The sequence below is a fragment of the Micromonospora foliorum genome, from assembly GCF_022229015.1.
GTDB classification, from domain to species: Bacteria; Actinomycetota; Actinomycetes; order Mycobacteriales; family Micromonosporaceae; genus Micromonospora; species Micromonospora foliorum.
Genome location: NZ_JAKKFF010000585.1, coordinates 1 through 26,553 on the forward strand (window position 1 = coordinate 1; position 26,553 = coordinate 26,553).

25 protein-coding genes and 2 pseudogenes are annotated in these 26,553 nt (G+C 72.5%); 9 read left to right on the forward strand and 18 right to left on the reverse strand.

Going from position 1 to position 26,553, the window contains the following annotated elements; all coding sequences use genetic code 11:
- The 10 genes and pseudogenes from PSH25_RS33280 to PSH25_RS33325 form a co-directional block, all read right to left on the reverse strand.
- Positions 1 to 242, reverse strand: a pseudogene (locus PSH25_RS33280) (hypothetical protein); the annotation flags it as partial.
- A 277-nt stretch (positions 243 to 519) separates the two neighbouring features.
- Complete coding sequence (locus PSH25_RS33285; RefSeq protein WP_238662828.1) at positions 520 to 1,029, reverse strand: GNAT family N-acetyltransferase; 510 nt, start codon at positions 1,027 to 1,029, stop codon at positions 520 to 522.
- 140 nt (positions 1,030 to 1,169) lie between these two features.
- A complete protein-coding gene (locus PSH25_RS33290) occupies positions 1,170 to 2,066 on the reverse strand; it encodes a hypothetical protein (protein ID WP_238662829.1) in 897 nt (298 codons plus the stop codon).
- Entirely contained in the window at positions 2,035 to 2,688 is a 654-nt protein-coding gene (locus PSH25_RS33295) for a DUF3618 domain-containing protein (protein ID WP_238662830.1), read from the reverse strand. The genes PSH25_RS33290 and PSH25_RS33295 overlap by 32 nt, the downstream gene beginning before the upstream one ends.
- Positions 2,689 to 2,710: 22 nt before the next feature.
- The gene (locus PSH25_RS33300) at positions 2,711 to 3,106 is read right to left on the reverse strand and encodes a phage holin family protein (RefSeq protein ID WP_238662831.1); all 396 of its coding nucleotides are present in this window, start codon (positions 3,104 to 3,106) and stop codon (positions 2,711 to 2,713) included.
- The gene (locus tag PSH25_RS33305) at positions 3,103 to 3,735 is read right to left on the reverse strand and encodes a hypothetical protein (RefSeq protein ID WP_238662832.1); all 633 of its coding nucleotides are present in this window, start codon (positions 3,733 to 3,735) and stop codon (positions 3,103 to 3,105) included. The genes PSH25_RS33300 and PSH25_RS33305 overlap by 4 nt, the downstream gene beginning before the upstream one ends.
- A 179-nt stretch (positions 3,736 to 3,914) precedes the next feature.
- Entirely contained in the window at positions 3,915 to 4,298 is a 384-nt protein-coding gene (locus tag PSH25_RS33310; protein ID WP_238662833.1) for a DUF3263 domain-containing protein, read from the reverse strand.
- Positions 4,299 to 4,408: 110 nt separating this feature from the next.
- Positions 4,409 to 5,425, reverse strand: coding sequence for an ABC transporter permease subunit (locus PSH25_RS33315; RefSeq protein ID WP_238662834.1), 1,017 nt, complete (start codon positions 5,423 to 5,425; stop codon positions 4,409 to 4,411).
- On the reverse strand, positions 5,422 to 6,432 hold the full coding sequence (locus tag PSH25_RS33320) for an ATP-binding cassette domain-containing protein (RefSeq protein ID WP_274528306.1): 1,011 nt from the start codon (positions 6,430 to 6,432) through the stop codon (positions 5,422 to 5,424). Before PSH25_RS33320 ends, PSH25_RS33315 begins: the two co-directional genes overlap by 4 nt.
- 121 nt (positions 6,433 to 6,553) lie before the next feature.
- Positions 6,554 to 7,339, reverse strand: a complete 786-nt coding sequence (locus tag PSH25_RS33325; protein WP_238662835.1) for a DeoR/GlpR family DNA-binding transcription regulator — start codon at positions 7,337 to 7,339, stop codon at positions 6,554 to 6,556.
- 200 nt (positions 7,340 to 7,539) lie between these two features.
- On the opposite strand from PSH25_RS33325, the gene PSH25_RS33330 reads away from it, so the two are divergent.
- The 3 genes from PSH25_RS33330 to nagA are packed head-to-tail and all read left to right on the forward strand — an operon-like array spanning position 7,540 to position 10,584.
- The gene (locus PSH25_RS33330; protein ID WP_238662836.1) at positions 7,540 to 8,469 is read left to right on the forward strand and encodes an SIS domain-containing protein; all 930 of its coding nucleotides are present in this window, start codon (positions 7,540 to 7,542) and stop codon (positions 8,467 to 8,469) included.
- Positions 8,470 to 8,524: 55 nt separating this feature from the next.
- Entirely contained in the window at positions 8,525 to 9,478 is a 954-nt protein-coding gene (locus PSH25_RS33335) for an ROK family protein (protein ID WP_308193774.1), read from the forward strand.
- Positions 9,475 to 10,584, forward strand: a complete 1,110-nt coding sequence (gene nagA, locus PSH25_RS33340; RefSeq protein ID WP_238662837.1) for an N-acetylglucosamine-6-phosphate deacetylase — start codon at positions 9,475 to 9,477, stop codon at positions 10,582 to 10,584. Before PSH25_RS33335 ends, nagA begins: the two co-directional genes overlap by 4 nt.
- Before the next feature lie 244 nt (positions 10,585 to 10,828).
- Here nagA and PSH25_RS33345 read toward each other — a convergent pair whose 3' ends face one another.
- Positions 10,829 to 12,052 (reverse strand): DUF4032 domain-containing protein, encoded by a 1,224-nt coding sequence (locus PSH25_RS33345; protein ID WP_238662838.1) that lies wholly within the window; start codon positions 12,050 to 12,052, stop codon positions 10,829 to 10,831.
- Between the two features lie 119 nt (positions 12,053 to 12,171).
- On the opposite strand from PSH25_RS33345, the gene PSH25_RS33350 reads away from it, so the two are divergent.
- Both PSH25_RS33350 and PSH25_RS33355 read left to right on the forward strand, forming a co-directional pair.
- Positions 12,172 to 12,909: a phosphatase PAP2 family protein gene (locus PSH25_RS33350; protein WP_238662852.1), complete on the forward strand. Its 738-nt coding sequence runs from the start codon at positions 12,172 to 12,174 to the stop codon at positions 12,907 to 12,909.
- An 11-nt stretch (positions 12,910 to 12,920) separates the two neighbouring features.
- The gene (locus PSH25_RS33355; protein ID WP_238662839.1) at positions 12,921 to 14,159 is read left to right on the forward strand and encodes an APC family permease; all 1,239 of its coding nucleotides are present in this window, start codon (positions 12,921 to 12,923) and stop codon (positions 14,157 to 14,159) included.
- A 26-nt stretch (positions 14,160 to 14,185) separates the two neighbouring features.
- On the opposite strand, the gene PSH25_RS33360 is transcribed toward PSH25_RS33355, so the two are convergent.
- The 6 genes from PSH25_RS33360 to PSH25_RS33385 all read right to left on the reverse strand — a co-directional run bounded on the left by PSH25_RS33360 (position 14,186) and on the right by PSH25_RS33385 (position 21,594).
- A complete protein-coding gene (locus PSH25_RS33360) occupies positions 14,186 to 14,971 on the reverse strand; it encodes an ABC transporter permease (protein ID WP_238662840.1) in 786 nt (261 codons plus the stop codon).
- Positions 14,968 to 15,957, reverse strand: coding sequence for an ATP-binding cassette domain-containing protein (locus tag PSH25_RS33365; protein ID WP_238662841.1), 990 nt, complete (start codon positions 15,955 to 15,957; stop codon positions 14,968 to 14,970). The genes PSH25_RS33360 and PSH25_RS33365 overlap by 4 nt, the downstream gene beginning before the upstream one ends.
- A gap of 30 nt (positions 15,958 to 15,987) precedes the next feature.
- The gene (locus PSH25_RS33370) at positions 15,988 to 18,840 is read right to left on the reverse strand and encodes an AfsR/SARP family transcriptional regulator (protein WP_238662842.1); all 2,853 of its coding nucleotides are present in this window, start codon (positions 18,838 to 18,840) and stop codon (positions 15,988 to 15,990) included.
- A 103-nt stretch (positions 18,841 to 18,943) separates the two neighbouring features.
- Positions 18,944 to 19,186: a type II toxin-antitoxin system RelE family toxin gene (locus tag PSH25_RS33375; RefSeq protein WP_238662843.1), complete on the reverse strand. Its 243-nt coding sequence runs from the start codon at positions 19,184 to 19,186 to the stop codon at positions 18,944 to 18,946.
- Positions 19,183 to 19,482: a type II toxin-antitoxin system Phd/YefM family antitoxin gene (locus tag PSH25_RS33380; RefSeq protein WP_238662844.1), complete on the reverse strand. Its 300-nt coding sequence runs from the start codon at positions 19,480 to 19,482 to the stop codon at positions 19,183 to 19,185. The genes PSH25_RS33375 and PSH25_RS33380 overlap by 4 nt, the downstream gene beginning before the upstream one ends.
- A gap of 126 nt (positions 19,483 to 19,608) precedes the next feature.
- Positions 19,609 to 21,594, reverse strand: a complete 1,986-nt coding sequence (locus PSH25_RS33385; RefSeq protein WP_238662845.1) for a potassium channel family protein — start codon at positions 21,592 to 21,594, stop codon at positions 19,609 to 19,611.
- Between the two features lie 95 nt (positions 21,595 to 21,689).
- Between PSH25_RS33385 and PSH25_RS33390 the strand changes: the two genes are divergently transcribed.
- The 4 genes from PSH25_RS33390 to PSH25_RS33405 all read left to right on the forward strand — a co-directional run bounded on the left by PSH25_RS33390 (position 21,690) and on the right by PSH25_RS33405 (position 25,760).
- Positions 21,690 to 22,178, forward strand: a complete 489-nt coding sequence (locus PSH25_RS33390) for an MSMEG_6728 family protein (protein WP_238662846.1) — start codon at positions 21,690 to 21,692, stop codon at positions 22,176 to 22,178.
- Between the two features lie 45 nt (positions 22,179 to 22,223).
- Complete coding sequence (locus tag PSH25_RS33395) at positions 22,224 to 23,777, forward strand: hydroxysqualene dehydroxylase (protein WP_238662847.1); 1,554 nt, start codon at positions 22,224 to 22,226, stop codon at positions 23,775 to 23,777.
- Between the two features lie 67 nt (positions 23,778 to 23,844).
- The gene (locus PSH25_RS33400) at positions 23,845 to 25,053 is read left to right on the forward strand and encodes a hypothetical protein (protein WP_238662848.1); all 1,209 of its coding nucleotides are present in this window, start codon (positions 23,845 to 23,847) and stop codon (positions 25,051 to 25,053) included.
- 263 nt (positions 25,054 to 25,316) lie between these two features.
- Complete coding sequence (locus PSH25_RS33405) at positions 25,317 to 25,760, forward strand: HNH endonuclease (protein WP_238662849.1); 444 nt, start codon at positions 25,317 to 25,319, stop codon at positions 25,758 to 25,760.
- Positions 25,761 to 25,830: 70 nt separating this feature from the next.
- Here PSH25_RS33405 and PSH25_RS33410 read toward each other — a convergent pair.
- A pseudogene (locus tag PSH25_RS33410) lies at positions 25,831 to 26,553 on the reverse strand (hypothetical protein); the annotation flags it as partial.

Here is a 26,553-nt window from a genome sequence, read left to right on the forward strand (position 1 = left end):
GCCGCCGCGGTCGCGGCCGCCCGGCCGGCGTTGACCAACGGCCCGCCGAGCCGGCCGATACTGCTCAGATGGGGGGACGACTGAAGTGCCGCGCCGCCCCGCTTCAGCAGCCCGCCGGGGTCCCGGCTGGCGCGGCCCGCGGCAACCGCCGCGGCCAGGGTGAGCGCGGTACGCAGTTTGCGGCGACGGCCCAGCAGATAGCCGAAGCCCACCGCCAGCCCGATTCGTGTTCCGTTCTTCATCAGGTCTCCATTCGCTCCCCGAGGGTCCGGACGCCTGCCCGGTCGGGACCAGAAAAGGGTCACCGGGGAATAGCGCGAACCTTGCCTTCAATCAGGCGTCCACCTCTGCGGACCCGGGCGGCAGTACCCGACGCCGGTATGTCGAAACCGCTACGACAATTTCCGTCGACGTCGCCCGAAAGAGATCCGGAAATGCGGCACCGGAATACCCAGACCGGACATTCAGTCGGTCATGAGCAGGGAGACTGCCAGGAGAGGCGAAAAGCGAAAACGGTCGTCAGAGGGCGGGCGGCGTCGAATCGAGACAGATTTCGGCGCGCACCTTGCCGCCGGTCTCGTGCAGTTTCGCGCCACACTTCTGCAACACGGCGACCGCGCCGATGTTGTCCGTGGTCGTCTCGGCGACCACCGCTCGCATGCCGGCCCGAGCAGCGGCGTTCAGCAACTCCCGCAGGGCGGCCGCGCCGATCCCCTGCCCCCGCGCCGAGCGGCCGAGCCACATCCCGGTCTCCACCGTGCCGGGCTCGTCACAACGCGTCATCCGGACCATGCCCAGCACCTCACCACCGACGATGATGGCGTACATCTGCGAACGGGTCGGGCCGTCCAGCCCGCCGAAGCTCGCCCGGTGGAATTCACGGAACGCCTCGCGGCGGGCGAGCGACCAACCGGCGGGGGCCTCGACCGGAGGCATCACATCACCGGGTTCCGCCTCCGCAGCCGCTACGGAGAGCAACGGCTCCAGGTTCCGCTCGTCCACCGGCTCCAGCCGGACCGCACCCGCCACGTGCCGCAGTCTGCCGCCCTCATCGGCCGAAGTCCACCCCATTGGCCATCCACTGGCGGTCCGGACAGGCGTACCGGCCGGTCGGGCGGCTCGGGTGTTCCACATCACGCTCTGTTGTCACCCGACCGGGTGTCGCACGCTCAAACGGCCGACCCGAACTCGCAGAACACCACCGACGCGTCGTCGGTGGACTTGTGCCGGCGCAGCCGGTCGGGGTGGTCACGCTCGGCGTCCCGCACCCGGTCGATCAGCGCGCCCGGACCGTCGGTGCTCAGCAGGTCCAGCAGACCAGCCCAGTCGGTCAGCTCGAACTGCTCCACCGCGCTGGACGCGCCGTCACTGAGCAGCGCCGCCCGCCGTAGCGCCCCCGGACCGTGCCGGGGCGCGGTCCCGGTCACCGCGTGGAAGGCCGCGTCCGGGTCGGAGGCCGCCACCCAGTAGCCGTGGGTGCGGTTCATCCGCTCCCGCTGCACGCTCACTGCGTGCCGGAACCGGGTGACCGGGTCGGCGCCGCCGCCCGGCACCATGGCCACGGTCTCCCGCAGCTCCACCATCGCCGCGTCCAGCCGGTTGTCGGTGACCACGCTGACCTGCCCGCCGACGTCGAGGACCAGTGGGCTGTCGCAGAGCACCAGGTAGTCCACCTGGTCGCCGCAGTCCCGCAGGAGGCAGACCGTGCTCGACGGGGTGCCCGGATGGTCGAGGTCGCACTGCTCGCCGTGGTCGGCACGCACCGCGAGGATGGCCGCGGCCAGGTTACTGGTCAGCCGGGCGGCCGGGCGTACCGCCTCGGCGACGCCGATCCGGGCCGCCAGGTGCCGCACGTACCACTCGGGCCCGTGCACGCAACCGGTGTCGAAGCCGTCCGGCACCGTCGCGCCGTCCAGGACACCGACCAACGGGCCGAACCGGAAGACCAGGTCCTCGTTGACCGGGCGGCCCGGGGCCGGCGCGGACGCGGAGCGTACCCGCATCACCGGCGCCGGCCCCGGCACACCCATCGGGTCAGCGCTGTCGAATGTCGTCGACGGCCGCATGCGTCTCTCCCTGCACCTGACCGGCGGCCGAACGGCCCTGGTCACGTACGGCGGACGCGCCCTGCTGGGCGCTGGACCGGACCGACTGCGCCGCCTGCTGCGCGGGCTCCCGCAGGTTGTCCTGCATCTGGTGGCCAACCTGGCTCGCCTGCTCGCGCAGCTCACCGGAGTGCTCACTCACCATGCTCCGCGCTCGTCCGGCGAGTTGCCGCTCACGTCCGCTCGGCGGGATGAGGGAGGCGGCCAGCAGGCCGACTCCGAAGGCGACCAGGCCGGCGGCCATCGGGTTGCCCTGAGCCTGCTCGCGGGACTGCTGCCCGAGTGAGCGCGCCTCGTCCCGCACCGAGCCCATGGCCTCCCGAGACTGGTGCCCGAGCGATCGGGTCTCGTCGCGTACCGAACCGGCCACGTTCGACATCCGTTGGCCAGCTTCGTGCCCCATGTGACCTGAGCTGCCCATCACCTTCTCCTTCGCTCGGGCGAACGCGCCGCGGGCCTGCCCGACGCGGTCACCGGCGATCCGACGCGGGTTGACCCTGTCGGTCAGCGCGTCTACGTCACTGCTCAACTCGTCGCGGGTGGTCTCGATCTCCCGCCGGATCCGATCCGGATCACTGGACATGACCTGTTCCTTCCCGACTCGTTCACCGACCCCGTAGGGCGTCCGGCAGCTCCCGGGCAGTCTGCTGCGTCCGGGGCAGAACCGCACGAGCCCGCTTCAGCTGGGTCCGGGCGTTGATGAAGAGACCACCGGCCACCGCGGCCCAGATGACCGCGACGATCAGCGCCGCCCACCCCTGGTCCATCGTGTTGGACAGCCCCCACCAGAGGGCGTACGACACGAAGAGCACCGCCAGGAACCCGGCCAGCCCCGCAGCGCCGAACATGCCGCCGGCCTTGCCTGCCTGACTGACCTCCTCGCGCAGCTCGGCCTTGGCCAGCTCGACCTCCTTGCGCATCAGAGTGGAGACGTCCCGGGTCACTTCGCCCAGCAGTTCGCCGACCGAGGCCTGGGTCCGCTCCTTCTCCGGGGCGCTCACGGCGCCACCCCGCCGGGCAGGTCCGACTGCTGCCGACTGGCGGCCGAGACGTTCTGCGCCCTTGCCGTCCCCACGTACGGCTGCTGGCCGGCGTCCGCCGGTGCGCCCTGCCCGGCTGACGGAGCACCGGAGGCGCTTCCACCCTGGCCCGAGGCCGGCGCGGTCAGGCCACGGGTGAGCCGCCCGACCAGCAGCCCGGCCACCGCCGCGCCCGCGAGGAACGTCGCCGGATGCTGCCGCGCGTACGTGCGAACCTCGTCGAGCACCTCGCCGGGTTCGCGCTGGTCGAGCCAGCCGGCGGCCTGCTGGGCGGCGTCGGCCGCCTTGCGTACCACCTGACCGGCCAGCCCGGAATCGCCGTCCCGCTCGGCCATCGAACTGAGGTTCTGACCCAGGTCGCGCAGGCCCGAAGCGGCCCGCCGCTGCTGCGTCTGCGCCTGGTCGCGCAGCTGCCCAGTGGCCTCACCGGTCAACTGCTGGGCCTGTCTCCGCGCCTCCGCGGCCACCTGCCCGCCCTGCTCAGCGGCGGCGTGGGCGACCTGACCCCCGGCCTGCGCGGCCTGCTGGCCGACCCGGGAGGCCTCCTGTCGGGCCTGCTGTCCTGTGCCACTCTGGTTCGTTGCCGTCATACCCCGCTCCCTTCCTGGGCCCGAGGTCGCGTGCGACCCCGGGACGCCCCCCGCCTACCCGCCTGGTCAGCCGGCATGCGGCTGGGCCGGCCGGCCTGGGCGGGAAAGGCCGGCAGCGCGGTCGTGAGCGGATGGAACAGTCGGATTCGGGCCCCCCGGTGCGGGAGAGGACGGCCCGGTCAGCGGCGGCGGTTGCGGGCGCGCGACGAGCGCAACCGGCGGAGTCGGCTGATCAGCACGGGGTCGGCGGCGAGTGCGGCCGGATTGTCGAGCAGGCCGTTGAGCAACTGGTAGTACCGGGTCGACGAGATCCCGAAGGTGTCCCGGACGGCCTGCTCCTTGGCGCCGGCGTGTCGCCACCACTGCTGCTCGAACGCGAGGATGGCCCGCTCCCGTTGGGTCAGCCCCGGCGCGGGGTCAGCGGGCGGCGCCGGCTCGTCGGCGCTCTCGATGGGCGGCGCCGGTCGGGGATTCGGGACGATCGGCCCGGCAGCACCCGCGACCTCACCCGGACGAGCGTCGGTGGACGGCTCGGGGGCGGCCGGGGTGGTGTCGGCGGACATGTCGCTCAGCCTAGCCAGCGACGACCAGGGACGCAGCAAGCGGCGCGGCCGGTCCGTACCGCCGGGAACCCCGACGGCCGGGTCGGCCGCGCCGCGTCACTTCGGTCAGGTCAGGAGATGTCGCGGCGACGCATCGCCCAGAGCGCCGCCCCGAGGATCACCACCACCCCGACCGAGAGCAGGACGGAGGACTGCTGCCAGGTGATGTCCATCGTGGCCGGCTTGCACTCCCCGTAGTAGGTCGCGTTGCAGGAGTTCCAGTCCTGCAACGTGACCGTCTTCGTCATCCAGGCCAGCGCGTACGTGGGCAGCAGCCAGGCCTCGGCGAACCGCACGCTCGCCATGGACAGCAGGATGCCCAGGCCGAACTGGCCGACCACCATCACCGCCACCACGCCACCGAGGGCCATCGCGGTGTGCCGACCCAGCGAGGCGAGGGCGAAGCCGATGGTGGTGAGCACCAACACCAGCACCACACCGCGTACGCCGGTCAGCATGAACGACTGCCAGACCCCCGAGGTCATCTTCTCGGTGCTGCCCCGGAAGTTGGCGACCGCCCAGAACCCGGCGAACCACAGCACCGCGGCCGGAAGCGTCACCGCCAGGATGCCGGTGAGCAGCGCGGCCAGCTTGGTGAGCAGTACGGTGAGCCGCTTCGGCCGCCAGAGCAGCAGGTTCATCATGCCGCCGGTGCTCCACTCGGCGCCGACGAAGGACGCGCCGATGACGAACCCGACCAGGGCGAGGATCGCCGCGAACGGGATCAGTGTCTCGTCGAACGTCTCCTTGAAGTCGAACGTCGAGGGCAGGAACCACTTCGCCTCGATCTGGTCCCGGGACGGGGCCGTGATCATCGAGCAGTCGTCCGGGTAGCGGCCGTCGGTCGCCGTGCCGGCCGTCTTGGCCTGCTCACACGCGACGCGCTCCTGCTCGCTCCAGCGCACCTGCTCCTGGTACTGCTGGTCGGCCTGACGCTCGGCCCGGGCGAGCTGACCGGCGTCGATTTTCTGGTTGGTGAAGAACACCCCGACCACCACCGCGGCCAGCACCAGCAGGCCGAGCAGCGTCATGTAGCGGGTGAAGCGCCGCTTGCTGAGCCGGCGCAGCTCCGTACGAAAGAGGCTCACGCGCCCCACCCTCCCCCGGCGGGACCGGGCTGACCCGTTCCGCCGACCTTCATGGACTCGTCGACCTGCCGGTGCTGACCGGGTACCGGTGCGGTGGCGGTCAGTTCGAGGAAGACGCTCTCCAGATCGACGGCGATCGGCGCCAGCTCACTGACGTAGAGGTTCTTCTCGGCGAGCAGCCGGGTCACCGACGCCGGCTTGTCGACGCCGGCCAGCATCAGGTGGTCCGGGTGACCGGTGACCCGGATCCCCGCCTCGGTGAGCGCCTCGGTGGCCACCGGCAGGTCGCTGACCGCCTCCAGGCGGATCCGGACCGCACCGGACGAGTGCTGCGCGAGCACCTCGTCGACCGGGCCGAACGCGACCCGCCGGCCCAGCGAGATGATGGTGACCGAGTCGCAGATCAGCTGGATCTCGCCGAGGATGTGGCTGGACAGCACCACTGTCATTCCGGACTCGGCGAGGGTGCGCATCAGCGTGCGCATCTCCCGGATGCCGCCCGGGTCGAGGCCGTTGGCCGGCTCGTCGAGGATGAGCAACTGCGGGTTCTTCAGCAGGGCCGAGGCCACGGCGAGCCGCTGTTTCATGCCCAACGAGTACGTCTTGACCCGCTCGCCGGACCGGTCACGCAGCCCGACGAGTTCCAACACCTCGTCGACCCGGACGGCCGGCACCTCGCCCGCCCCCGCGAGCAGCAACAGCGTGTCCCGGGCCGTGAAGTGCGGGAAGAACTGCGGGCTCTCCACGATCGCGCCGACCTGGCCGGCGACCGTGGGCAGCGCGTCGGGGACCTCGTGGCCGAGCAGCGCCATCCGGCCGCCGTCGGGTCGGATCAGGCCGAGCAGGGTACGCAGCGTGGTGGTCTTGCCGGACCCGTTGGGGCCGAGGAAGCCGTGCACCTGCCCCGCGTCGACCCGCATGTCGAAGCCGTCGAGCGCGTTGCGGGTGCCGCGTCGACGACTCTTGTACGTCTTACGTAGACCTTCGATCTCCAGGACAGCTGGCAAGCTGCACCTCCCCCGATGGGTGGGCGTGACAGCCGACACCATACGCGGTATGCAGGAGCGCGCAATACCCGGTATGCATCGACGCGCCGATCGGGCTAATTCATTGACGGAGCGTGACCGCTCAGGCGCAGACGACCTGTACGCCGGCAGCCCGGAACGCGTCCACCAACTCCGGGGCGGCACCGGAGTCGGTCACCAGCGTCTCCACCCGCTCGACCGGGCAGATCCGGGCGAAGGCGTGACCGCCCAGCTTGGACGAGTCCGCGATGATCACCACTCGCTTGGCGCGGGCCACCATCAGGTTGTTCATCGCCGCCTCACCCTCGTGGTGGGCAGCGGCGCCGAGCTGCGGGTCGATGGCGTCCACCCCGAGCAGGGCGACATCCAGGGTGACCTCGCGCAGCAGCGCCCCGCCCAGCGGGCCGACCAGCTCGAACGACTTCGGGCGCACCACGCCGCCGGCCACCACGACCTTCATCCGGGATCGGACCAGCAGTTCGTTGGCGATGTTCAGCGCGTTGGTCACCACGGTGAGCTGGGCACCCTCGGCGCTGGTGTTCAGATCCGGTCGCACGGCGAGGGCCCTCGCCACCTCGGTGCTGGTGGTGCCGCCGTTCAGGCCGACCACGGTGCCCGGCGTGACGAGCGCCGCGGCGGCCGCCCCGATCCGCTGCTTCTCGGCCGAGTGCTTGGCCGTCTTGTAGCGCAGGGGCAGGTCGTACGACACGCCGTTGGCGACCGCGCCGCCCCGGGTTCTCGTGATCATCTGCTGCTGCGCGAGCTGGTCGAAGTCACGCCGGATGGTGGCCTGGGAGACGCCCAGCCGCTCGGCTGCCGCCTCGACGCTGACCCGGCCGTTGTCGGTCAGCATTTCGAGCAGGGCGTTCCATCTGGCGTACCGGTCCACTGCGGGGGCCCTCCCAGCAACTGCACGGACGGTGATTGATTGCGTGCACACTAGTGCGCGAAACTAGGCTTGCGCAAAAGACTGACCTGCGCGATCGACGGGTCGGTTGCCATGGTCACCCGCGTTCGCGCAGAATAACGCGCGAAATGCGGGCCTAACGAGCCGTATTGCGCACCGATCGCCCCTGCGAGGAGTTTCCCATGGCGTACGTGGACGCGGAGATCGCGAGCCAGCCCGACTGCTGGCGGGAGGCGGCCAGGCTGGCCGAGGTGGTCCGCGGTGACCTGCCGCGCCCCGGGGAGCGGGTCGCCGTCGTCGGTTGCGGCACGTCGTGGTTCATGGCGATGGCGTACGCGGCCCGCCGCGAGCAGGCCGGCCAGGGTGAGACCGACGCGTTCCAGGCGTCCGAGTTCCCCGCCGGCCGCCGCTACGACCGGCTGATCGCGATCACCCGTTCCGGCACCACCACCGAGGTGCTGGAACTGCTCGCCGCGCTGCGCGGACAGACACCCACCACCGTCATCGTCGGTGACCCCACGTCCCCGGCGGTCGAGCTGGCCAGCGCCACCGTGGCCATGCCCTTCGCCGACGAACGGTCGGTGGTGCAGACCCGCTTCGCGACCACCGCGTTGGCCCTGCTCCGGGCCCAGCTCGGCGACCCGGTGACCGCACTCGCCGCCGACGCCGAGGTGGCGGTGCGATCCCCGCTGCCGATCGACCCGGCCACCATCGAGCAGGCCACCTTCCTCGGTCGGGGTTGGACGATCGGGCTGGCCCAGGAAGCGGCGTTGAAGTGCCGCGAGGCGGCCACCTTCTGGGCCGAGGCGTACCCGGCGATGGACTACCGGCACGGGCCCATCTCGGTCGCCGCGCCGGGCCGGCTGGTCTGGGCGTTCGGTGAGCTGCCCGACGGGCTGCCCGAGGACGTGGCGGCCACCGGCGCGGCCTTCGTGCACAGCCGCACGCACGGTTGGCGCACGGTCCTGGGTAGCTGGTCCGCCGGCCGTACCCCGGTCGACCCGATGGCCGACCTGATCCTGGCCCAACGCTTCGCGGTCGCGCTGGCGACCAGCCGGGGCCTCGACCCGGACGCGCCCCGACACCTGACCCGGTCCGTGGTGCTGGCGTGAGCGCGAGGAGTGAGCCGGGGTTGCGAGCCCCGCAGTCGCGAACCGAGATGGCACCGTGAGCGACGACCGCGTGGTCGTTGCGCTGGACGTCGGCGGCACCGGCATGAAGTGTGCCCTGGTCCGACCGGACGGCGTCGTGGTGCGCACCGAGCGGCACCCCACCGGCGCCGCCCGCGGCCCGGCCGCCGTGGTCGGCACCATCCTGGACGTGGCCGGTGGGCTGGCCGACAAGGCCCGCGCCGACGGGCTCACCCCGATCGCGGTCGGCATCGCCGTGCCCGGGGTGGTGGACGAGGCACGCGGTGTCGCGGTCTGGTCGGCGAACGTCGGCTTCCGGGACGTACCCCTGCGGGACCTGACGGTGAAGCGGCTCGGCCTGCCGACGGCGCTCGGCCACGACGTGCGGGTCGGTGGTCTCGCCGAGGCCCGGCTCGGCGCCGGACGCGGGACCGGGCACGTGCTGTTCGTGGCGATCGGCACGGGCATCGCCGCCGCGCACGTCGTCGACGGCACGGCCGCCGTGGGGGCCCACGGCGCCGCCGGGGAGATCGGCCACATCCTGGTCCGGCCCGATGGTCCGCGGTGCGGCTGCGGCCGCCCCGGCTGTCTGGAGGCGGTGTCGTCAGCCGCCGCGATCGGCCGCCGCTACGCCGAACTCGCCGGCGAGACCCCCGACGCTCCGGTGACCGCAGCCGAGGTGGCCGAGCGGGCCGCAGCCGGCGAACCGCTCGCCGGCCAGGTCTGGCAGGAGGCGGTCGAGGCGCTCGCCGACGGCCTCGCCACCGGGCAGGCGCTGTTCGACGTGGCGACGATCGTGCTCGGCGGCGGCCTGGCCCAGGCCGGGGATCGACTGCTGACCCCGCTGCGGGCGGCGCTGCACGAACGAATGACCTTCCACCGGGAGCCGCAGCTGGTCGCGGCAGCCCTCGGCGACGAGGCCGGTTGCCTCGGTGCCGCCCTGCTCGCCCTGGACGCCGTGGGTGTCCGTGACCATCAGGAGAAGCGATGACCGTACGGGTGAACGGCCGAGTGGTGACCCCGACCGGAGTCGTCCGACAGGGCTGCGTCGAGTGGGACGGCGATCGGATCACAGCGGTGGCCGAATATCCGTCGGTGCGCGACGGGCACTGGATCCTGCCCGGCTTCGTCGACATGCACACGCACGGCGGTGGCGGGCACACCTTCACCACCGGTGACGCCGACGAGGCCCGCAAGGCGGCCGACTTCCACCTCTCGCACGGCACCACCACGCTGCTGGCCAGCCTGGTCAGCGCGCCCTTTCCGCTGATGCGTACGGCCACCGAGGCGTTCGCCCCGCTGGTCGACGAGGGCGTGTTGGCGGGGGTCCACTTCGAGGGGCCGTATCTGTCGGCCGCCCGCTGCGGCGCGCAGAACCCGGAGTACCTGCGCGATCCGTCGACCGACGAGCTGACCGAGTTGATCGAGCTGGGCCGGGGCGCCATCCGGATGGTGACCCTCGCCCCGGAGCGGGACGGCGCGCTGGAGGCGATCAAGCTGCTCACCGCGCAGCGGGTGGTGGCGGCGGTGGGCCACACCGACGCCACGTACGAGCAGACCCGCGCCGCGGTCGCCGCCGGCGCCAGTGTCGGCACCCACCTGTTCAACGGGATGCGGCCGGTGCATCACCGCGAGCCGGGGCCGGTGGTGGCCCTGCTCGACGCGCCCACCGTGATCTGCGAGCTGGTCGCCGACGGGGTGCACCTGCACGACGGCATGCTGACCTTCGTCACGGCGACCGCCGGCCCGGACCGCGCCGCGCTGGTCACGGACGCGATGGCCGCCGCCGGAATGCCCGACGGCGAGTACGAACTGGGCGGCCAGGCCGTCACCGTCGCCGACGGGGTGGCCCGGCTCGCCCGCGACGGCGCGATCGCCGGCAGCACCCTGACCATGGACGCCACGCTGCGCCACGCGGTGAACGCCGGAATCCCGATCGCCGACGCCGCACGGATGGTGGCCACCACCCCCGCGCGGGCCATCGGCCTGGGTGACCGGGTCGGGGCGCTCCAGGTGGGTCTCCGCGCCGACCTCGTGGTGCTCGACGACGACCTCAACGTGGTGCGGGTGCTGCGCGGAGGCTCCTGGGTGGAGTAACGGGGGCGTCCCGTCGCCGCTCGTATCTGCCGGGTCGTCTCGGCCGGGTCCGATGTGTACTTCGCAGAGCCTTTGGAGCTGAATCGCTTACGACATCAGCCTCGTCGCGACGGGATGGGCGGCGAGCAGCAGTACGACGCCGCGCGACCGGACGTGAGGCCGTGCGCCGATTCGTTTGCGACATCAGCTCCAAAGGCGTCTACCACGGACTGCCAACGCCAGGCGGAGCAGGCGGAGGCCCAGCTCAGCCGATGGCGGGGACCTCGACGCCGAGGACGGCCTGCTCGTCGGGGCGGTGCACCAGCACGTCGGACAGGTACGACTGGACCGCGTGGCGCATCCCGACGTCCCGGCCGGCCTTCTCGGAGAGCAGCCACTTGTGCTCGATGATCTGGGCGAACAGCTCCTGCGGCTCCAGCTTGCGGCGCAGGTGCGCGGGAACGGCCCGGACCACCGGCTCGAAGACCTCGGTGAGCCAGCGGTGGGCGGCCTGCTGCTCGTCGATCAGGTCGCTCTCCGCGCGATAGGCGTCGAGGTCGTTGAGCAGCTTGCGGGCCTGGTTCTCCTCGGCGTCCAGCCCGGTCAGCCGCAGCAGCCGCCGGGTGTGGTAGCCGGCGTCGACGACCTTCGGTCGGACCAGGAAGCGCCCGTCGTCGATTGACGACATGGCCACCTCGGCGACGTCGAAGCCCAGTTCGTTGAGGCGGCGGATCCGGCCCTCGATGTCGTGCCGCGCCTCCCGCTCGATCGCCTGCTCATAGGTGATCTCGTGCCAGAGCCGCTCGTAGCGCTGCACGACCTCCTCGCACACCACCTCCGGGTCGATGGACTCGTGCAACAGGCCGGCGGCCTGGAGGTCCAGCGCCTCACCGAAGATGTTCACCCGGGCGATCTCCAGGTCCTCGCCACGCTGACCGTTGGAGAGCGAGTTGTGCAGGGCACCCGTCTCCGCGTCCACCAGGTAGGCGGCGAAGGCGCCCGCGTCCCGCCGGAACAGCGTGTTCGACAGGGAGCAGTCGCCCCAGAAGAAGCCGGTCAGGTGCATCCGCACGATCAGGGCGGCGAGCGCGTCGAGCAGCCGGCTCATCGTCTCCGGCCGGAGGGTGTGCGAGAAGAGCGCCCGGTACGGCAGCGAGAACTGCAGGTGCCGTGTGATCAGCACCGATTCGAGCGGCTCGCCGTCCTCGGTCTGCCGGTCGGCGACGACCGCCACCGCCTCGACCGAGGGGAAGTCGATCCGTTCCAGGGCCCGGAGCAGGTCGTACTCGCGCTCGGCGATCCGCTCGCGGGTCTCCTTGAACGCGTACACGTACTCGCCCAACCGGACGAACCGGACGATGTGCCGGGAGATGCCCTGCGGCAGCGCGACCAGGTGTTGGGCAGGCCACTCCTCCAGCGGTGTCGACCAGGGCAGGTCGAGCAGCGCCGGGTCCACGAGGGCAGACGTGATCCGCACGGGCACAAGCATGACTGGTCGCCCCCGCATCCGCCCCTGTTCGTGGTTGGGCCCACAGCGCCGCACACCCGGGCCTCGCGCCGGGCCGGTAGCGTGGTCGCGTGCTCAAACCCACAGCGGTACGACGTGACCTGCGGCTACGGCCCGTCCGCCCGGCCGGCTGGTGGTTCGACGCGCTTCTGCTGATCGGTCTGGTCGGGTTGACGGTGGCGCTCGCCGCCGACCAACTCTTCGGGTTGGACCGGGCGGTCGCCGACTGGGCCGACGGGCACCGACCGGCCGCCGCGTACTGGGTCGCCCGGGTGCTGAACTTCCTCGGCCAGGGCACCCCGCTCACGTTGATCGCCGCCGGGTTGGGCGTGTTGCTGGCCGTCCGGCTGCGGTCGGTGCGACCGATCCTGCCGCCGGTGGTCGCGTTCGTGCTGACCAACCTGACGATCGGCCCGCTCAAGATCTGGACCGCGCGGGCGGCGCCGAGCGCCAGCGTCAAGGAACCGTTCCTGGCGCCCGAGCAGACCCTGCCGCTGTTCCACGACGACCTGCCGGTGCGGTTCGCTCAGTCCTACCCGTCGGGGCACGTCGCCAACGCGATCGTCTGGTACGGGGTCATCGCGCTGCTGCTCGCCCCGCTGGCCCGCAACTTCGGCCGCCAACTGCCGGCCCGGCTCGTCACCGTGATCCGCGTCGTGCCGCCGCTGGTCGTCCTCACCACCACCACCTACCTCGGCTGGCACTGGCTGACCGACTCGGTGGCCGGGCTGCTGCTGGGCCTGCTCCTGGACCGGCTGCTGCACCGGGCACCCTGGGACGGCGTGCCGCTCCCCGGCCGGTCACGCGCATGGGATCGGCCGTTCACCTCGTACCCCTAAGGTTTCCACCTGTGAATCAACTGGCGCGGCGGCTGGGCGTACCCGATGCGGTTGTCATCGGGTTGGGCTCGATGCTCGGCGCGGGCGTCTTCGTGGTCTTCGGCCCGGCCGTGGCGGCGGCCGGCGGCGCCGGCCTGCTGCCCGCGCTGGTGCTGGCCGGCTTCGTCGCCTTCTGCAACGCGACCAGTTCGGCGCGGCTCGCGGCCCGTTACCCGGAGTCCGGCGGCACCTACGTCTACGGCCGGGAGCGCCTCGGGCCGTTCGCCGGGTTTCTGGCCGGTTGGGGCTTCGTGGTGGGCAAGACGGCGAGCTGCGCGGCGATGGCGTTGACCGTCGGGGCGTACCTCTGGCCGGGCCAGGCCCGGCTGGTCGCCGTCGGCGCGGTACTCGCGGTGACCGCGGTGAACCTGCGCGGCATCGGCAAGACCGCCGTCGTGACCAGGGTGTTGGTCGGGCTGGTGCTCGCGGTGCTGGTCCTCGTCGCGGTCGCCGGTGTGCTGGGCGGGCCGGTGCACCTGGACCGGCTCGGCGAGCCCGGCGGTTCGGCGCGGGGTGTGCTCACCGCCGCCGGGCTGCTGTTCTTCGCCTTCGCCGGGTACGCCCGGATCGCCACCCTCGGTGAGGAGGTCCGCGACCCGCAGCGGACCATCCCGCGCGCGGTGCCGCTCGCGCTCGGGGTGGTGCTCGTGATCTACCTGGTGCTGGCCGTGGTCACCCTCGGCGTGCTCGGCGCCGACCGGCTGGCCGATTCCGCCGCGCCCCTGGCCGACGTGGTGACCGCCGCCGGGCTGCCCGGCCTGGCCTGGGTGGTCCGCGCCGGTGCCACCATCGCGGTCGTCGGGGTGCTGCTGTCCCTGGTCGCCGGGGTCGGCCGGACCACCCTCGCCATGGCCCGCCGCCGTGACCTGCCCGGCGCGCTGGCCGCCGTGCACCAGGTGCACCAGGTCCCGCACCGCGCCGAGCTGGCGGTCGCCGCCGTGGTAATCGTGGTGGTGCTGCTCGGCGACGTACGCGACGCGATCGGCTTCTCCAGTTGCACGGTGCTCGTCTACTACGCGATCACCAACGCGGCGGCGCTCACCCTGGGTCGGGAGTCTGGTCGTCGACTGCCGGTGCAGGTGCTCGCCGGCCTGGGGCTGGCCGGGTGTCTACTGCTCGCGGTCAACCTGCCCGTGGCCAGCGTGCTCGCGGGGTTCGGTGTGCTCGCGGCTGGTGCCGCCTGGTACGCGCTGCGCCTCGCGCGCCGGTGACCCGGAGAGGCTACCGGCGCGGGGGTTCAGCGGCTCAGCCGGTGGTATCGGCGCACCGCCAGCGGGGCGAACGTCGCGATCAGCAGCGCCGGCCACAGCACCGCCAACAGCATCGCGTGCTCCGCCGGCCAGGAGTCACCACCCAGGCCCGGGTTGCCGAACAGTTCGCGGATCGCCGCGACGGTGGCCGACAACGGATTCCACTCCGAGATCGTCCCGATGACCGACGGCATCAGCTCGGGAGACACGAAGACATTGGAGATCGCGGTGAACGGGAACGCCGCCGGAAAGACGATCACACCGACCGTCTCCGGGTTGCGGACCAGCAACGCCAGGTAGATCCCGACCCAGGTGATCGCGATTCGCAGCAGCAGGAGGAGACCGACGGCGAGCAACGCCTTGCCGACCCCCTGTCGCCACTGCCACCCGACGAGCAGGCCGCAGATCAACAGGGTGGACATCTCCAGCAGGGCGCGCAGCAGGTCGGCGGCGCTGCGACCGGTCATCAGGGCGGACCGCGCCATCGGCATCGACCGGAACCGGTCGACCACGCCCCGGCTGAGGTCCAGCGCCACGCCGGTCGCGGTGGCTCCCAGCCCGTAGAGCATCGTCATCACGAAGACCCCCGGCAGCAGGAACTCGCGGTAGTTGCCACCACCGGACACCTGCATGCCGCTGCCGAACACGTACCCGAAGACCAGGACGAACATGATCGGCAGCGAGAAGTAGAGGATCAGCTCCTCCGGCGCGCGGATCACGTGGGTCATGTTCCGCCTGGTCATCGTCCAGCCGTCGGCGATCACTGTGGTCATGCCACGTCCGCCTTTCGTCCCGCGGCCACGGGCTCGCGGGCCTCGTCCGGCCGGTGCCCGGTCAGGTGCAGAAACGCCTCGTCCAACGTCGCGCGCCGCAGGCCGATGTCCTCGACCGCGATCCCGGCGTCGTCAAGCGCGCGTACCACGTCGACCAGGCCGGCGACGCGATCGACCACCGGCACGCTGAGCCGTCGGATCTCCGGGTCGAGTTCGGGCTCGGCGCCGCAGATCACGGCGACGAGGCGGGCCGCGTGGTCCAGCTCGACCGCGTCGCGGACCACCACCTCGATCCGGTCGCCGCCGGTCATCGCCTTCAGCTGGTCCGGCGAGCCCTCGGCCACCACCCGACCGGCGTCGATCACCGAGATCCGGTCGGCCAGCTGATCGGCCTCCTCCAGGTACTGCGTGGTGAGCAGCACCGTGGTCCCGTCCGCCACGAGACCGCGGACCAGATCCCACACCTGGTTGCGACTGCGCGGGTCCAGGCCGGTCGTCGGCTCGTCCAGGAAGAGCACCCGCGGTGTACGGATCAGGCTGGCGGCGAGGTCCAGTCGGCGACGCATCCCACCCGAGTACTCACCGGCGGACCGACTCGCCGCCTCGTCGAGCCCGAACCGTTCCAGCAGTTCGCCAGCGCGTCGACGGGCCTCCCGTCGGCCGAGCCGGAACAGCCGGCCGAACAGCTCCAGGTTCTGCCGGCCGCTGAGGATCTCGTCGACCGCGGCGTACTGCCCGGTCAGGCCGATCCGGGCGCGCACCTCGTCCGGCCGGCGCAGCACGTCGTACCCGGCCACGGTGGCTTTTCCCGTGTCGAAGCGCAGCAGCGTGGTGAGGATCCGTACGGCCGTCGTCTTGCCCGCGCCGTTCGGTCCCAGCAGTCCGTGGACCGTGCCGGCCGGCACGGTCAGGTCGAACGTGTCGAGCGCGCGGGTCGGGCCGTACCGCTTGCCCAGACCCTCGGCGACCACCTCGAATGTCGTCATGCCCCCACGGTGCGGTGGGGCGCTGACGGATCACGCACCGTGCGCTGACGGCGGCGCACCGGCCTTCTCCGCCTCGGTGATCTCCTTCAGGACGAGGATGATCTCCGCCCGGGCGGCCTCGCCGACGTACCAGCCGGTGAGCCCGCCGGTCAACGCCTCCTCGCAGTACCGCCTCGCGGCGGCCAGGTCCCCGCGTCCGCGCGCCACCTGGGCGAGGCCGAGCCGGGCGCTGGCCACGAACTCGGGCGCGCCGCTGCGCTGCGCGAGGACCAGCGCGCCGGCGAAGTCGTCGTGCGCCGCCGCGAGGTCACCGGCGCGCAGCCTTATCTCGCCCCGGGTACGGAGCATGTCGGCCTGGTCGACGGCCGACCCGAGCGCCTCGACCAGTCCCATGGCCTCATCCATGTGGGCGCCCGCCGTCTCCGGGTCGCCCTGCCAGGCGGCCAGTTCGCCGAGCGCACCGAGCGTGATCATGGTGCCCCACCGGTCCCCGGTGCCTCGGAAGCCGTCGAGCGCGGTGGCCAGCGCGGCCCTGGCCCGGTCCCATTGGTCGCTCCACATCAGCGCCGAGCCGCTGCCCATCGCGCCGAGCGAGTTGATCCACGGGTCCGGGCCCACGAGCCGTCGCAGCTCCCCCATCAGCTCGTCGACGTTCTCGGCGCCGCCGGACGGCGGTCCGGTCGAGATCCCCGACAGGTACAGCAGGAAGGGCTGCCGGGGCGCCCGGTCCAGGCTGCGGATCACGGACCGCTGCGTCCCGAGGGACGGCAGGTGGCCGGAGCCAGCGAGCGAGGCGTTGTAGACGCAGAGGGCGAACTCCTCGCTCAGCCCCGGCGGCGCTTCGGTGCCGAGCAGTTCGAGGACGTCGGCGGCCAGCCGCGCCCCTTCCCCGCGCATGCCGCGCAGCCACCAGTAGAACGACAGGGCCGCGACCATCCCGGCCGCGTCGGACGCGTCACCGGCGGCCGTGGCCCGGCGCAACGCCGCATGCAGGTTGTCCCGCTCCGCGTCGAGCCGTCGTAGCCAGTGCAGCTGCTCCGCGCACCGGAGTTGGTCGCTGGCGGTCCAGGCGAACTCCAGGAAGTACGCGGTGTGCGCGCGACGGAACCGGTCGGCCTCGCCGGCCTCGGCGAGCCGCTCCGCGCAGAAGGCTCGCACCGTTTCGAGCATCCGGTACCGGCCGCCGGTCATCTCCACGAAGGACTTGTCGACCAGACCGGTGAGCGCGTCGACGAACTCGGAGGTGGGCAGGCCGCAGACCCGCCCGGCCGCCTCGAGCGTGGCCCCACCGGCGAAGACGGTCAGCCGTCGGGCCACTTCCCGTTCGGCGTCGTCGAGCAGATCCCAGCTCCACTCGACCACGGCCCGGAGGGTTCGGTGTCGCGGCGACACGGCCCGGCTGCCCGTCGACAGCAGTCGGAACCGGTCGTCGAGACGGGCGGCCACCTCGGCGACGGACAGCGCCCGCAGCCGCGCGGCGGCCAACTCGATCGCCAACGGCAGGCCGTCCAGGCCGCGACAGATCCGCAGCACCATCTCGACGTTGGCCGGCGTGACGGTGAAGTCGGGTGCCACGTCGACGGCCCGTTGGGCGAAGAGGCCGACCGCCGCGTACTCGTCGGCGTCCAACGCGGACGCGCCGAGCGGTGGCAGGGTGAGCCCGGACAGCGGGCACAGCGCCTCACCGGCCAACCCGAGCGGCTCCCGACTCGTGGCCAGGACGCGCAACGCCGGGCAGGCGCTCAGCAACCGGGCCGCCAGCCGGGCCGCGTCGACGAGGACGTGCTCGCAGTTGTCGAGCACGAGCAGCAGTCGACGCTCGGCGAGCGCTTCGACCAGCCGATCGGTGGTCTGCCAGCCCGCCTCGGCCGGGGCGCGCAGCCCCGCGTCGCGCAGGCCGAGCGCGCTCAGCACCGCCTGCGGTACGTCCGAACCGTCGGCCAGCCCGGCCAGCTCGACGAAGCGGACCTCACCGGCGACTCGGCCCGCCGCCTCGATCGCCAGGCGCGTCTTGCCCGCACCCCCCGGGCCGGTGAGGGTGACCAGCCGGCGCTCGTCGAGCAGCCCGCCGACGCGCGTGAGCTCCTCCTCGCGCCCGACGAAGGTGGTGAGCTGACTCGGCAGCACCGGTTCGGCCGACCCGCGTTCCTCACCGCGCAGCACCGCGAGGTGAATCGCGGCCAGCTCCGCCGACGGGTCAGCGCCCAGCTGCTCGGCCAACGTGCGCCGGGCGTCCTCGAACTCGGCCAGCGCCTCCGCCGGCCGACCCAGTGCCGCCAGCGCACGCATGAGCTGGCCCCGCGAGCGCTCCCGCAGGGGATGCGCGACGACCAGCTCGCGTAGCTCCGCGACCAACGCGCCGTGCACGCCCAACGCCAGGTCGGCCTCGACCCGATCCTCGACGGCGGCCAACCGCAGTTCGTCCAGCCGGGCCGCCTGCGCGGGCGCGCCGGCTGCGCCGATGGCATCGGCCAGCGCGGGACCCCGCCACAGCTCCAGCGCCTCGCGCAACACCGTCGCCGCCCGGGGCCAGTCGCCGTCGACGAGCGCGCGGTGCCCCGCCTCGGCGAGCCGTTCGAACCGGTGCGCGTCGACATCGTCGGGATCCACGGCGAGGCGGTAACCGGCCGGGTGGAACTCGACCGGGTCGTGCTCGGCGGACAGGGCCTGACGCAGCCGCGAGACCTGGGACTGGAGCGCGTTGGCCGCGCCCCGGGGCGGATGCTCGCCGTACAGGCCGTCGATCAGCCGCTCGGCGGAGACCACCCGCCCGGCGTCGAGCAGGAGAAGCGCCAGCAATGCGCGCAGCCGCGGACCGCCCACGGGGACCTCTCGCCCGTCGGCCAGCACCACCTGGGTCGGCCCCAGGATGCGGAAACGCATGCCATGGATTGTCGCTCAGTGCCGCCCGGTTCCGGGCTGACCGATCCGCCAGCCTTCGACCGTCAGCTCCGTCCCGGCCGGACAAGGCGCAGAGCTGGGTGGTTCATGAATAGACGTCCTTACGATGACCGACGTCGTGGATGGTCAACTCGTCTCCGTCGAGGCGATATAGGACCCGGTAGTCACCGACTCGCAAACGACGTCCAGATCCGTCGCGCATCTCGGTCGAGTTTTGCGGCGCAGGATCGGAGACCAAGCCGAGGATCGCGCCCAGGACGGTCAGGAATACGTTGCGTGGCTGCTTGTGCAGCCAGACCAGCACGTCCCGGTCGATCTGAACCTTCACGCCGCCTCGCCGCTGGCTCTGTCGGACAGCAGCGCCTCCACTTCACGGGGATCGACCCCGAGCGACTCGAGCGCCGCCGACAGCGGCACGAACTGGCCATCGGCACGAGAACGGGCAATCACCGCCGAGTCCCTGCTATCGCGGAACGCCTCGATTTCCTCCCACTCGTCAATGCCGACGAGCACGGCAACAGGCCGTTCGTACTTCGTGATGACGACCGGCTCGCCGGTGCGCTCGACACCGTCCAGCACCCGACCCGCGCCATCACGGAATTCCCGTAGCGTGATCCTTTCCATGGCCAAACAGTACCACACGGTACCGCGCTGCCTTTTCATTGCCCAAAGAGTTGAGCGAACCAGAAGTAGCTTCGTCGGAAATGGCGCCGCCCGAGCCGGACAGCCGCAGCGGACGCACCGGTGGCGTCAGCTCACCTCGCGGGCCCCGTCATGCCGACGGGTCAGCTCGAATTCGTCGGCTGGGCCGCCATTGGTTGTCGAGGAAGCGTCTCCGGCGGGAGGAACAGGATGCACCGCGCCGGGCGCGGACGCGGCGACCCCAGAGTCCGTCGGCCCGGGCACCGGAGGAGACGCCGGCACTGGGGTGCGCACCCCGCCGTGGACCGGCCCGGCCGGCCGAGGGACCGGCCCCGGGTGGGCGGGCGGGGCGCACTGCCGCGTCAGCCAGTCCAACCCGCGCCGCCTGGCGACCACGGTCAGCCGGTCACCGGCGAAGATCACCTGCCGGGGGTCGAGGTCCTTCCACCAGATCGTCTTGGCACCGCCGGCCGGGGTGCGGGCGATCAGCCGGACCTGCCCGTCCCGGTTGACCACGTCCAGCGGTCGGCCGTCCAGTTCGGAGCCGGGGGCGACCGGCACCTCGGCGACCGGCAGCGCGTGCCGGTCGACCGGGATGGTGCTGATCACGGCGCGTTCGGTGAGCGCCCCGATGAAGGCCGGGGCCGCCAGGTAGGAGACCGACCGGGACACCCCGAGCGCGAACGTCTCCTCCACCCGTTCGGCGAAGTCACCGTCGAAGAGCCGAAGCACCACGCGCAGGTCGGCACGGAGATCGCTGGCGGCGAGCGCCGCCTCCAGGTTGGCCACGTCGTCGGTGGACGCCACCACCAGCGCCTGGCAGTCGGCCACCGAGGCGGCGGCCAGCGTCTCCGGCAACGCGGCGTCGCCGACGATCAGCGGCACCTCCAGTTGGCGGGCCAGGGCCGCGCCGCGCGGCTCCGGGTCCTTGTCGATCGCCACCACCTCGACGTCGTACTCGCGCAGTTGCGCCATCACCCGGGTACCGACGTTGCCCAGGCCGATCACCACCACGTGCCCGACCCGCGCGGGTTGCAACCGGCCGGTGTGCAGGGCCAGCCGGGCGTTGACGATGCCGTCGACCACGACGGCGGTGATCAGCGGGATCAGCGCCAACCCGGCCAGGTTGAGCACCACCTGCATGATCTGGGCGTCCGCCGTCTTGGTGGTGTCCGGGTCGGCGCCGCTGAGGGTGGTGACAAGCGTCAGGTACAGCGCCTCCAGCGGAGAGACGTCCTCGGCACGGGAGATCAGCGCCCCCAGCACCGCGATCAGCGCGAGCACCGCCATCACCGCGATGCCGATCTTGCGGGTGGCGAACCCTCGTACCGCTCCCATCACCACCGCGACCGGGCGCCGCCGCCGACGCGCCCGGACCAGCCGACGGGCGGCGACCTCGGTGCCCGGCGGCTGACCGGTCGCCTCGGCGAGCACCAGGTCGGCGCCCGCCTGATCGGCCGGCAGCAGCTCCACCCCCTGCGCCTCGCTGAGGTGCGCCAACGCGCAGACCACGTCCTGCGGCCGGACGTCGGCCCGACGCGCCACCCGCAGCGTCTTGTCCCGATGTTGGAAGGAACTGGGGTCGACCTCGTTGAGCGCGGCGGCCACGAAGGCCGGCGCGGCCATCTCGGCGTCCGAGAGCACCTCGACCGGGGCCTTGAGCAGCTTGCGTACGCCGTCGGCGAGGGTGCCGTTGAACATCCGCAGCACCTGCCGAACCCGTTGGTCGACAGCCTGGGCGCAGAGCGCGGCGTGCAGGTTGCCCACGTCGTCCTGGTGCAGCAGCGCCAGCCCGGTCGCGCCGGCCAGGCCGGCGGCCTCGAAGGTGGCCACGTCCAGCCGGTCCGAGCGGACCACCCGGACCCCGCGCAGCCCGGCCACGTCCGGCCCGTTGCTGCGGTAACGCTCCGGCACCACGACTGTCACCCGGGCTCCACCCGTCGGCAGCTCGGATTCGAGCATCGCCCGGGCCACGTAGTAGGCGAGCGCGTCCTTCCCGCAGATCACGTAGTGCGGACGCGGATCACCGACGGACCGCAGCCGCCAGTTCCACTCGACCGCCCGTTGCGCCCGGTCCCGCCACGGCTCCGCCATGCCCGGATCGTAATCAGCACGGCCACGGTGGGCGACCCCGTCCGGATCATCCCGTGTCCAGGTATGTCCGTCCCGGCGACGGGTAGAGCAGCGACATGCAGACGTTCCTCCCGTACCCGGGCTTTCTGGCCAGCGCCCGCGCGCTGGACCAGAAGCGGCTGGGCAAGCAGCGGGTGGAGGCCATCCAGGTGCTGCGCGGGCTCACCCGACCCGGGTACGGGTGGCGCAACCACCCGGCCGTGAAGATGTGGGCCGGGTACGAGGAGGCGCTCGTCCGCTACGGGCTGGACATGTGCGCGGCCTGGACCGAGCCGGGGCGGGCCGACACCTGCGCCGCCACGATGACCGTCGACCTCGCCGCCGCCTGTGGGGGCGGCGTCGTACGGACCCAGGACGAGCTGGCGCGGGCCGGTGAGCTGCCGCCGTGGCTGGGCCGCGACGACCTGCACCTGAGTCACCGCTCGTCGCTGCTGCGCAAGGACCCGGCGCACTACCGCCCGCTGTTCGGCGACGACGTGCCGGAGGATCTGGAGTACGTCTGGCCCGCCTCCGACCGCCCCCGCCGTTGCCTACCGACCGACTAGGGCTGTGAACAGGCCCTGGACCCGCAGGTGGGGCAGACTGGGCCCATGGCGCTGTCGCAAGTGGTAGGTCGGCTGATCGGCGTACGACAGCACCAGGTGGACCCGGGCGGAGGTGGCGCCAACCGCGTGCCGCGGCCGACCACGGCGCTTGTGGTGGGTGGCGGCATCGCCGGCATGTCGGCGGCGGTGGTGCTGGCCGAACGGGGTGTGGCGGTCACCGTGCTGGAGGCGGCACCGACGCTCGGCGGCCGACTGGGCGCCTGGCCGGAGGCGCTCGCCGACGGCAGCCAGCGGAACGAGCACGGCTTCCACGCGTTCTTCCGGCAGTACTACAACTGGCGGTCCATCCTCCGCCGGGTCGACAGTGACCTGGGCTTCCTCAAGCCCATTCCGGGCTACCCGATTCTCAGCGAGCAGTGGCCGACCGAGGAGTTCGGCAAACTGCCACCCGCGCCGCCGGCGAACCTGCTCGCGCTGCTGCTGCGCAGCCCCAGCCTGCGCCTGGCCGACCTGCGACTGATGGACCGGGACGCGGCGCTGCCGCTGCTCAGTTACGACCCGGTGCGCACCTACGCCGACCTGGACGACACCACCGCAGACGAGCTGCTGGCATCGTTGCGACTGCCGGACCGGGCGCGGGCGATGCTGTTCGAGGTCTTCTCGCACTCGTTCTTCAACCACGAGGCGGAGATGTCGGCGGCCGAGATGGTCGCGCAGTTCCACTTCTACCTGCTCGGCAACCCGGAGGGGCTGGCCTTCGACTGCCCCGACGAGGACTACGCCACGGCGATCTGGGAGCCGCTGACCCGGCACGTGGAGAAGCACGGCGGCCGGGTCCGCACCGGCTGCGCCGCCACCGCGGTGCACCGCGACGCCGAGGGCTGGCGGGTGACGACCACCGACGGCGGCAGCCACCCGGCGGGTCACGTCGTGCTCGCCGTCGACCCGCCGGCGCTCGCCACCCTGGTCGCCGCCTCCCCGGACCTGGCCGAGCAGGCACCCGAGCTGGCGGCACGGATGCCGGCCTTCGGCACCCCCGGCCCGCCGTACGCGGTGGCGCGCTACTGGTGTGACGGGGACGTGACCGCCGAGCGGGCCGTGTTCAGCGGGGTGTCCCGCCAGCCCACTCTGGACTCGGTGACGCTCTACCACCGGCTGGAGAACGAGCCGCGGCGCTGGGCGCGGCAGACCGGCGGGTCGGTCATCGAGCTGCACGCGTACGCCTGCGAGCCCGGCGTGCCGGCCGGGGAACTGGCCGAGCGGATGCGCCGCGAGCTGGTCACGCTCTGGCCGGAGGCCGGCGACCTGCGGGTCCGCGAGTTGCGGGCCCGGGTGGAGGCGCAGGCGCCGGCGTTCACGCCGGGCAGCCACGCCTGGCGACCGGGGGTACGCACCGACGCGAACGGCCTCTACCTGGCCGGCGACGGCATCGCCACGGACTTCCCGAGCGCGTTGATGGAACGCTCGGCCGCGACCGGGATCATCGCCGCGAACCACATCCTGCGCGCCGAGGGTGGCGCGGCCGAGCCGGTGCGCTCGATCCGACCGCGCGGGCTGCTGGCCGGTCGCACCAGGCCAAATCGACAAAACACAACATAAGCCACCGTACGCTGCCGTACGCTCGAATGATCAACCGTCGATCGGCCGGGCGGGAGGGCAGCGGGAGATGTCACCACTGCACCGCGCCGGCGCGGAGAACGGTTCGTCGATCGACGAGATCGGCCGCGACGACGCGTACCCGCTGATCCGCGACGAGCGCGCCTGCATCGTCACCGCGCTCCGGCTGGGTTGGTGGATGGCCGACGCCTACCACCACGGGCAGCAGGCCCAGCCGCGCGCCTTCGTCGAGGCCCGCCCGGCCGTACCGCCGGCCAAACTCTCCAACCTCACCGAGATGTCCGCCCACCGGCGGATGCGGATGTACCTCGACGGGGTGGACGTCGCCCTGGCCCAGATCGCCGACCTCACCCGGCACACCGGACCGGTGCCCGACACGTCGGCCGCCCGAGCCCTCCTCCCCGACCTGGGTCAGCCCGACCCCGCCGACCCGGTGCCGCTGCTGCTCGCCCTCGACGACCTCAACGTGGAGGTGCTGCGCTGGGCGATGGCCGCCAACCACCGGGTCGGGCTGGCCTACCGGCTGGGCCGATCGGTGGCCGACACCGTCCGAGCCGGCGACGTCACGCAGCTGCTGAGGCAGTTCGGCGGCCGACAGGTCCAGATCAGCAGGTGGTTGGACGAGCTGGCCAGCGTGCTGCCCCCGTACTCGGCCGCAGTGGTGCGCCGGTCGCTGGCCGCCTGGGCGAGCGCTGTCGACCGCGCCGGCCACGGGGACCCGACCGAGCCGACACCCGCCACCCTCAGCCGAGCGTTGCGCGGCCAGGGTGACCTCTGGCGCGACGTGCTCACCGGCGGCCTGCACCCCCGCGACCTGCTCGACGAGGAGGACTACGCGGTGATCGCCAAAAATCTGATCATCCGGGACCGGCGGCTGGTGGCGCAGGCGGCCCGGGGAATCTTCTGGCCGGTGCTCGTACCCCTGCTGTTGGTGCTCTTCGCGGTCGTCGGGGTGAGTGCCGCCGCGGCCGCCGGCTCACCGACCACGCGGGCCACCGTCGCCCTGGTGGGCCTCGGCGCCGGGTTGGCCGCGATCTGGCGGTCGGTCTCCGGGCCCGCCCTCGCCGTCGCCGGTGAGGTCAACCGGCCCCTGCTGGACAGCGAACTCACCGCCCGGATGGCCCTGCGGCTGAACCGGCCGCTGACCACCGCCCAGGTCTCGGCGAAAGCCGCTCCCCGCACCCGCCGCCAGCGGCGTCCCGAGGAAGCCGGCCGATCGAAATACGTTGCCCGCGCGTCCCGCGTCGACCTACCGTGAGCGCGCAAGGTCAACCACCACCGCGGGAGCAGCTCATGACGATGTCGCACGTCACCACCGTGCCGTCGACGCTGCCCGGTGACGGTTACCGAGCGGAAGGTCCCCGGGCGGGCCGGCCCGACTGACGCGTACCCGTACGCGCCGAGCCGCCCCGTCCGACAGCCGGACCGGGCGGCTTCTTGCTGTCCGTCCCTCATCGCTCCTGTTCGTCATCGCCTTGTTCGTCATCGCCTTGTTCGTCATCAGCACGGAAGGAGATCCCGGTGGACGCCGTCCTCGTCATCAACGCCGACCTCGGCCCGCTGCACCGGGTCACTGTTCAACACGCCGTCCGCATGCTCTGCCGTCGGGTGGCCGAGATCCACGAGGCCGAGCCGGACCAGGTGATCGGGGTCTTCCCGGTGCCCCGGGTGGTGCGGCTGGTCCGCTTCGTCGTCACCCGGTGGAGGTTCAACTCCGGGCCAGCCTGGTCGCGCGCCGGCGTGCTGCGCCGCGACGACCGGTGCTGCGCGTACTGCGGTGGCCCGGCCTCCACCATCGACCACATCCTGCCCCGCTCGCGCGGCGGCCGGAACACCTGGCGGAACACCACCGCCGCCTGCTACGCCTGCAACCAGCGCAAGGGGGACCGGACGCCAGCGGAGGCGGGCATGCCGCTGCGCCGGGAGCCGGTGAACCCGGGCTGGGGTGCGCTGGCCGGGCGGTGACGGACCGGCCGGCGGGAACGGGGGGCCGCGTCCCGGGTACGTCCCGGGCGCGGCACCCGCCGGCCCCCGATCAGGCGGCGCGTTCCTTGACCTTCGGCCTCAGCTGGCCATCGGGGCACTGCGCCCGGATCTCGCTGCGGTACTCCGCGGAGGTCAGCTCGACCACGACCTGCCTTGCCGGGCCCGGGTCGTACGCCTCGGCCCGGAAATCGGGCGCGAGCACCACCGCGACCACCTCGACCAAGCTTCCCACGCAGCGAACGGTGACCGTCCCGCCGCGCGCATCCACGGGTACGCCGGCGGCCGGGGTGGGAGTCGGCGTGGCCCCGGTCGGGGTCGGACCTGCGGTGGTGGTCGTCGGGGCCGGGGCCGCTATTCCGCCCGGACCGGTCGGGGGGCCGGTCCGGGTAGCGGACGGGGTGTTCCTGGTGGCGGACGGTCCGGTGTCGCCCCCGTCGGTCGGCTCCTCGGTGCGGGGCATCCCCACCGTGGTGGTGCCCGGGCCGCTGCCGGTCGGCGCAACGCTCTGTCCCTGTCGACGATTGCTGAAGTCGCCAAGCGACCCGGCCAGCGCCACCGCGGCGATCACGGCACCGCCCACCGTCAGAATGGCCCGCCCCCGACGCCACGGCCCGCGCCTCGTCGGCCCCGCCGAATCGCCGGACGGCCCGGTGCCGGTCGGCCCGGTGCCGCTCAACCCTCCGCCGGTTGGTCCTTTGCCGCTCGGTCCGATGCCGGTCGCGGCGCCGGTCGGCCCGGCCCCGGTTGCGGCGCCGTGCGGCCCGACCCCGGT

What these genes read in the sequence shown, in the direction of transcription:
- PSH25_RS33290 (WP_238662829.1), bottom strand. Translation starts at nt 2,066, where the DNA reads ATGCGGCCGTCGACGACATTCGACAGCGCTGACCCGATGGGTGTGCCG.
- PSH25_RS33400 (WP_238662848.1), top strand. Translation starts at nt 23,845, where the DNA reads ATGTCACCACTGCACCGCGCCGGCGCGGAGAACGGTTCGTCGATCGAC.
- PSH25_RS33395 (WP_238662847.1), top strand. Translation starts at nt 22,224, where the DNA reads ATGGCGCTGTCGCAAGTGGTAGGTCGGCTGATCGGCGTACGACAGCAC.
- PSH25_RS33390 (WP_238662846.1), top strand. Translation starts at nt 21,690, where the DNA reads ATGCAGACGTTCCTCCCGTACCCGGGCTTTCTGGCCAGCGCCCGCGCG.
- PSH25_RS33305 (WP_238662832.1), bottom strand. Translation starts at nt 3,735, where the DNA reads ATGACGGCAACGAACCAGAGTGGCACAGGACAGCAGGCCCGACAGGAG.
- PSH25_RS33370 (WP_238662842.1), bottom strand. Translation starts at nt 18,840, where the DNA reads ATGCGTTTCCGCATCCTGGGGCCGACCCAGGTGGTGCTGGCCGACGGG.
- PSH25_RS33310 (WP_238662833.1), bottom strand. Translation starts at nt 4,298, where the DNA reads ATGTCCGCCGACACCACCCCGGCCGCCCCCGAGCCGTCCACCGACGCT.
- PSH25_RS33380 (WP_238662844.1), bottom strand. Translation starts at nt 19,482, where the DNA reads ATGGAAAGGATCACGCTACGGGAATTCCGTGATGGCGCGGGTCGGGTG.
- PSH25_RS33295 (WP_238662830.1), bottom strand. Translation starts at nt 2,688, where the DNA reads ATGTCCAGTGATCCGGATCGGATCCGGCGGGAGATCGAGACCACCCGC.
- PSH25_RS33330 (WP_238662836.1), top strand. Translation starts at nt 7,540, where the DNA reads ATGGCGTACGTGGACGCGGAGATCGCGAGCCAGCCCGACTGCTGGCGG.
- nagA (WP_238662837.1), top strand. Translation starts at nt 9,475, where the DNA reads ATGACCGTACGGGTGAACGGCCGAGTGGTGACCCCGACCGGAGTCGTC.
- PSH25_RS33385 (WP_238662845.1), bottom strand. Translation starts at nt 21,594, where the DNA reads ATGGCGGAGCCGTGGCGGGACCGGGCGCAACGGGCGGTCGAGTGGAAC.
- PSH25_RS33365 (WP_238662841.1), bottom strand. Translation starts at nt 15,957, where the DNA reads ATGACGACATTCGAGGTGGTCGCCGAGGGTCTGGGCAAGCGGTACGGC.
- PSH25_RS33345 (WP_238662838.1), bottom strand. Translation starts at nt 12,052, where the DNA reads ATGCTTGTGCCCGTGCGGATCACGTCTGCCCTCGTGGACCCGGCGCTG.
- PSH25_RS33360 (WP_238662840.1), bottom strand. Translation starts at nt 14,971, where the DNA reads ATGACCACAGTGATCGCCGACGGCTGGACGATGACCAGGCGGAACATG.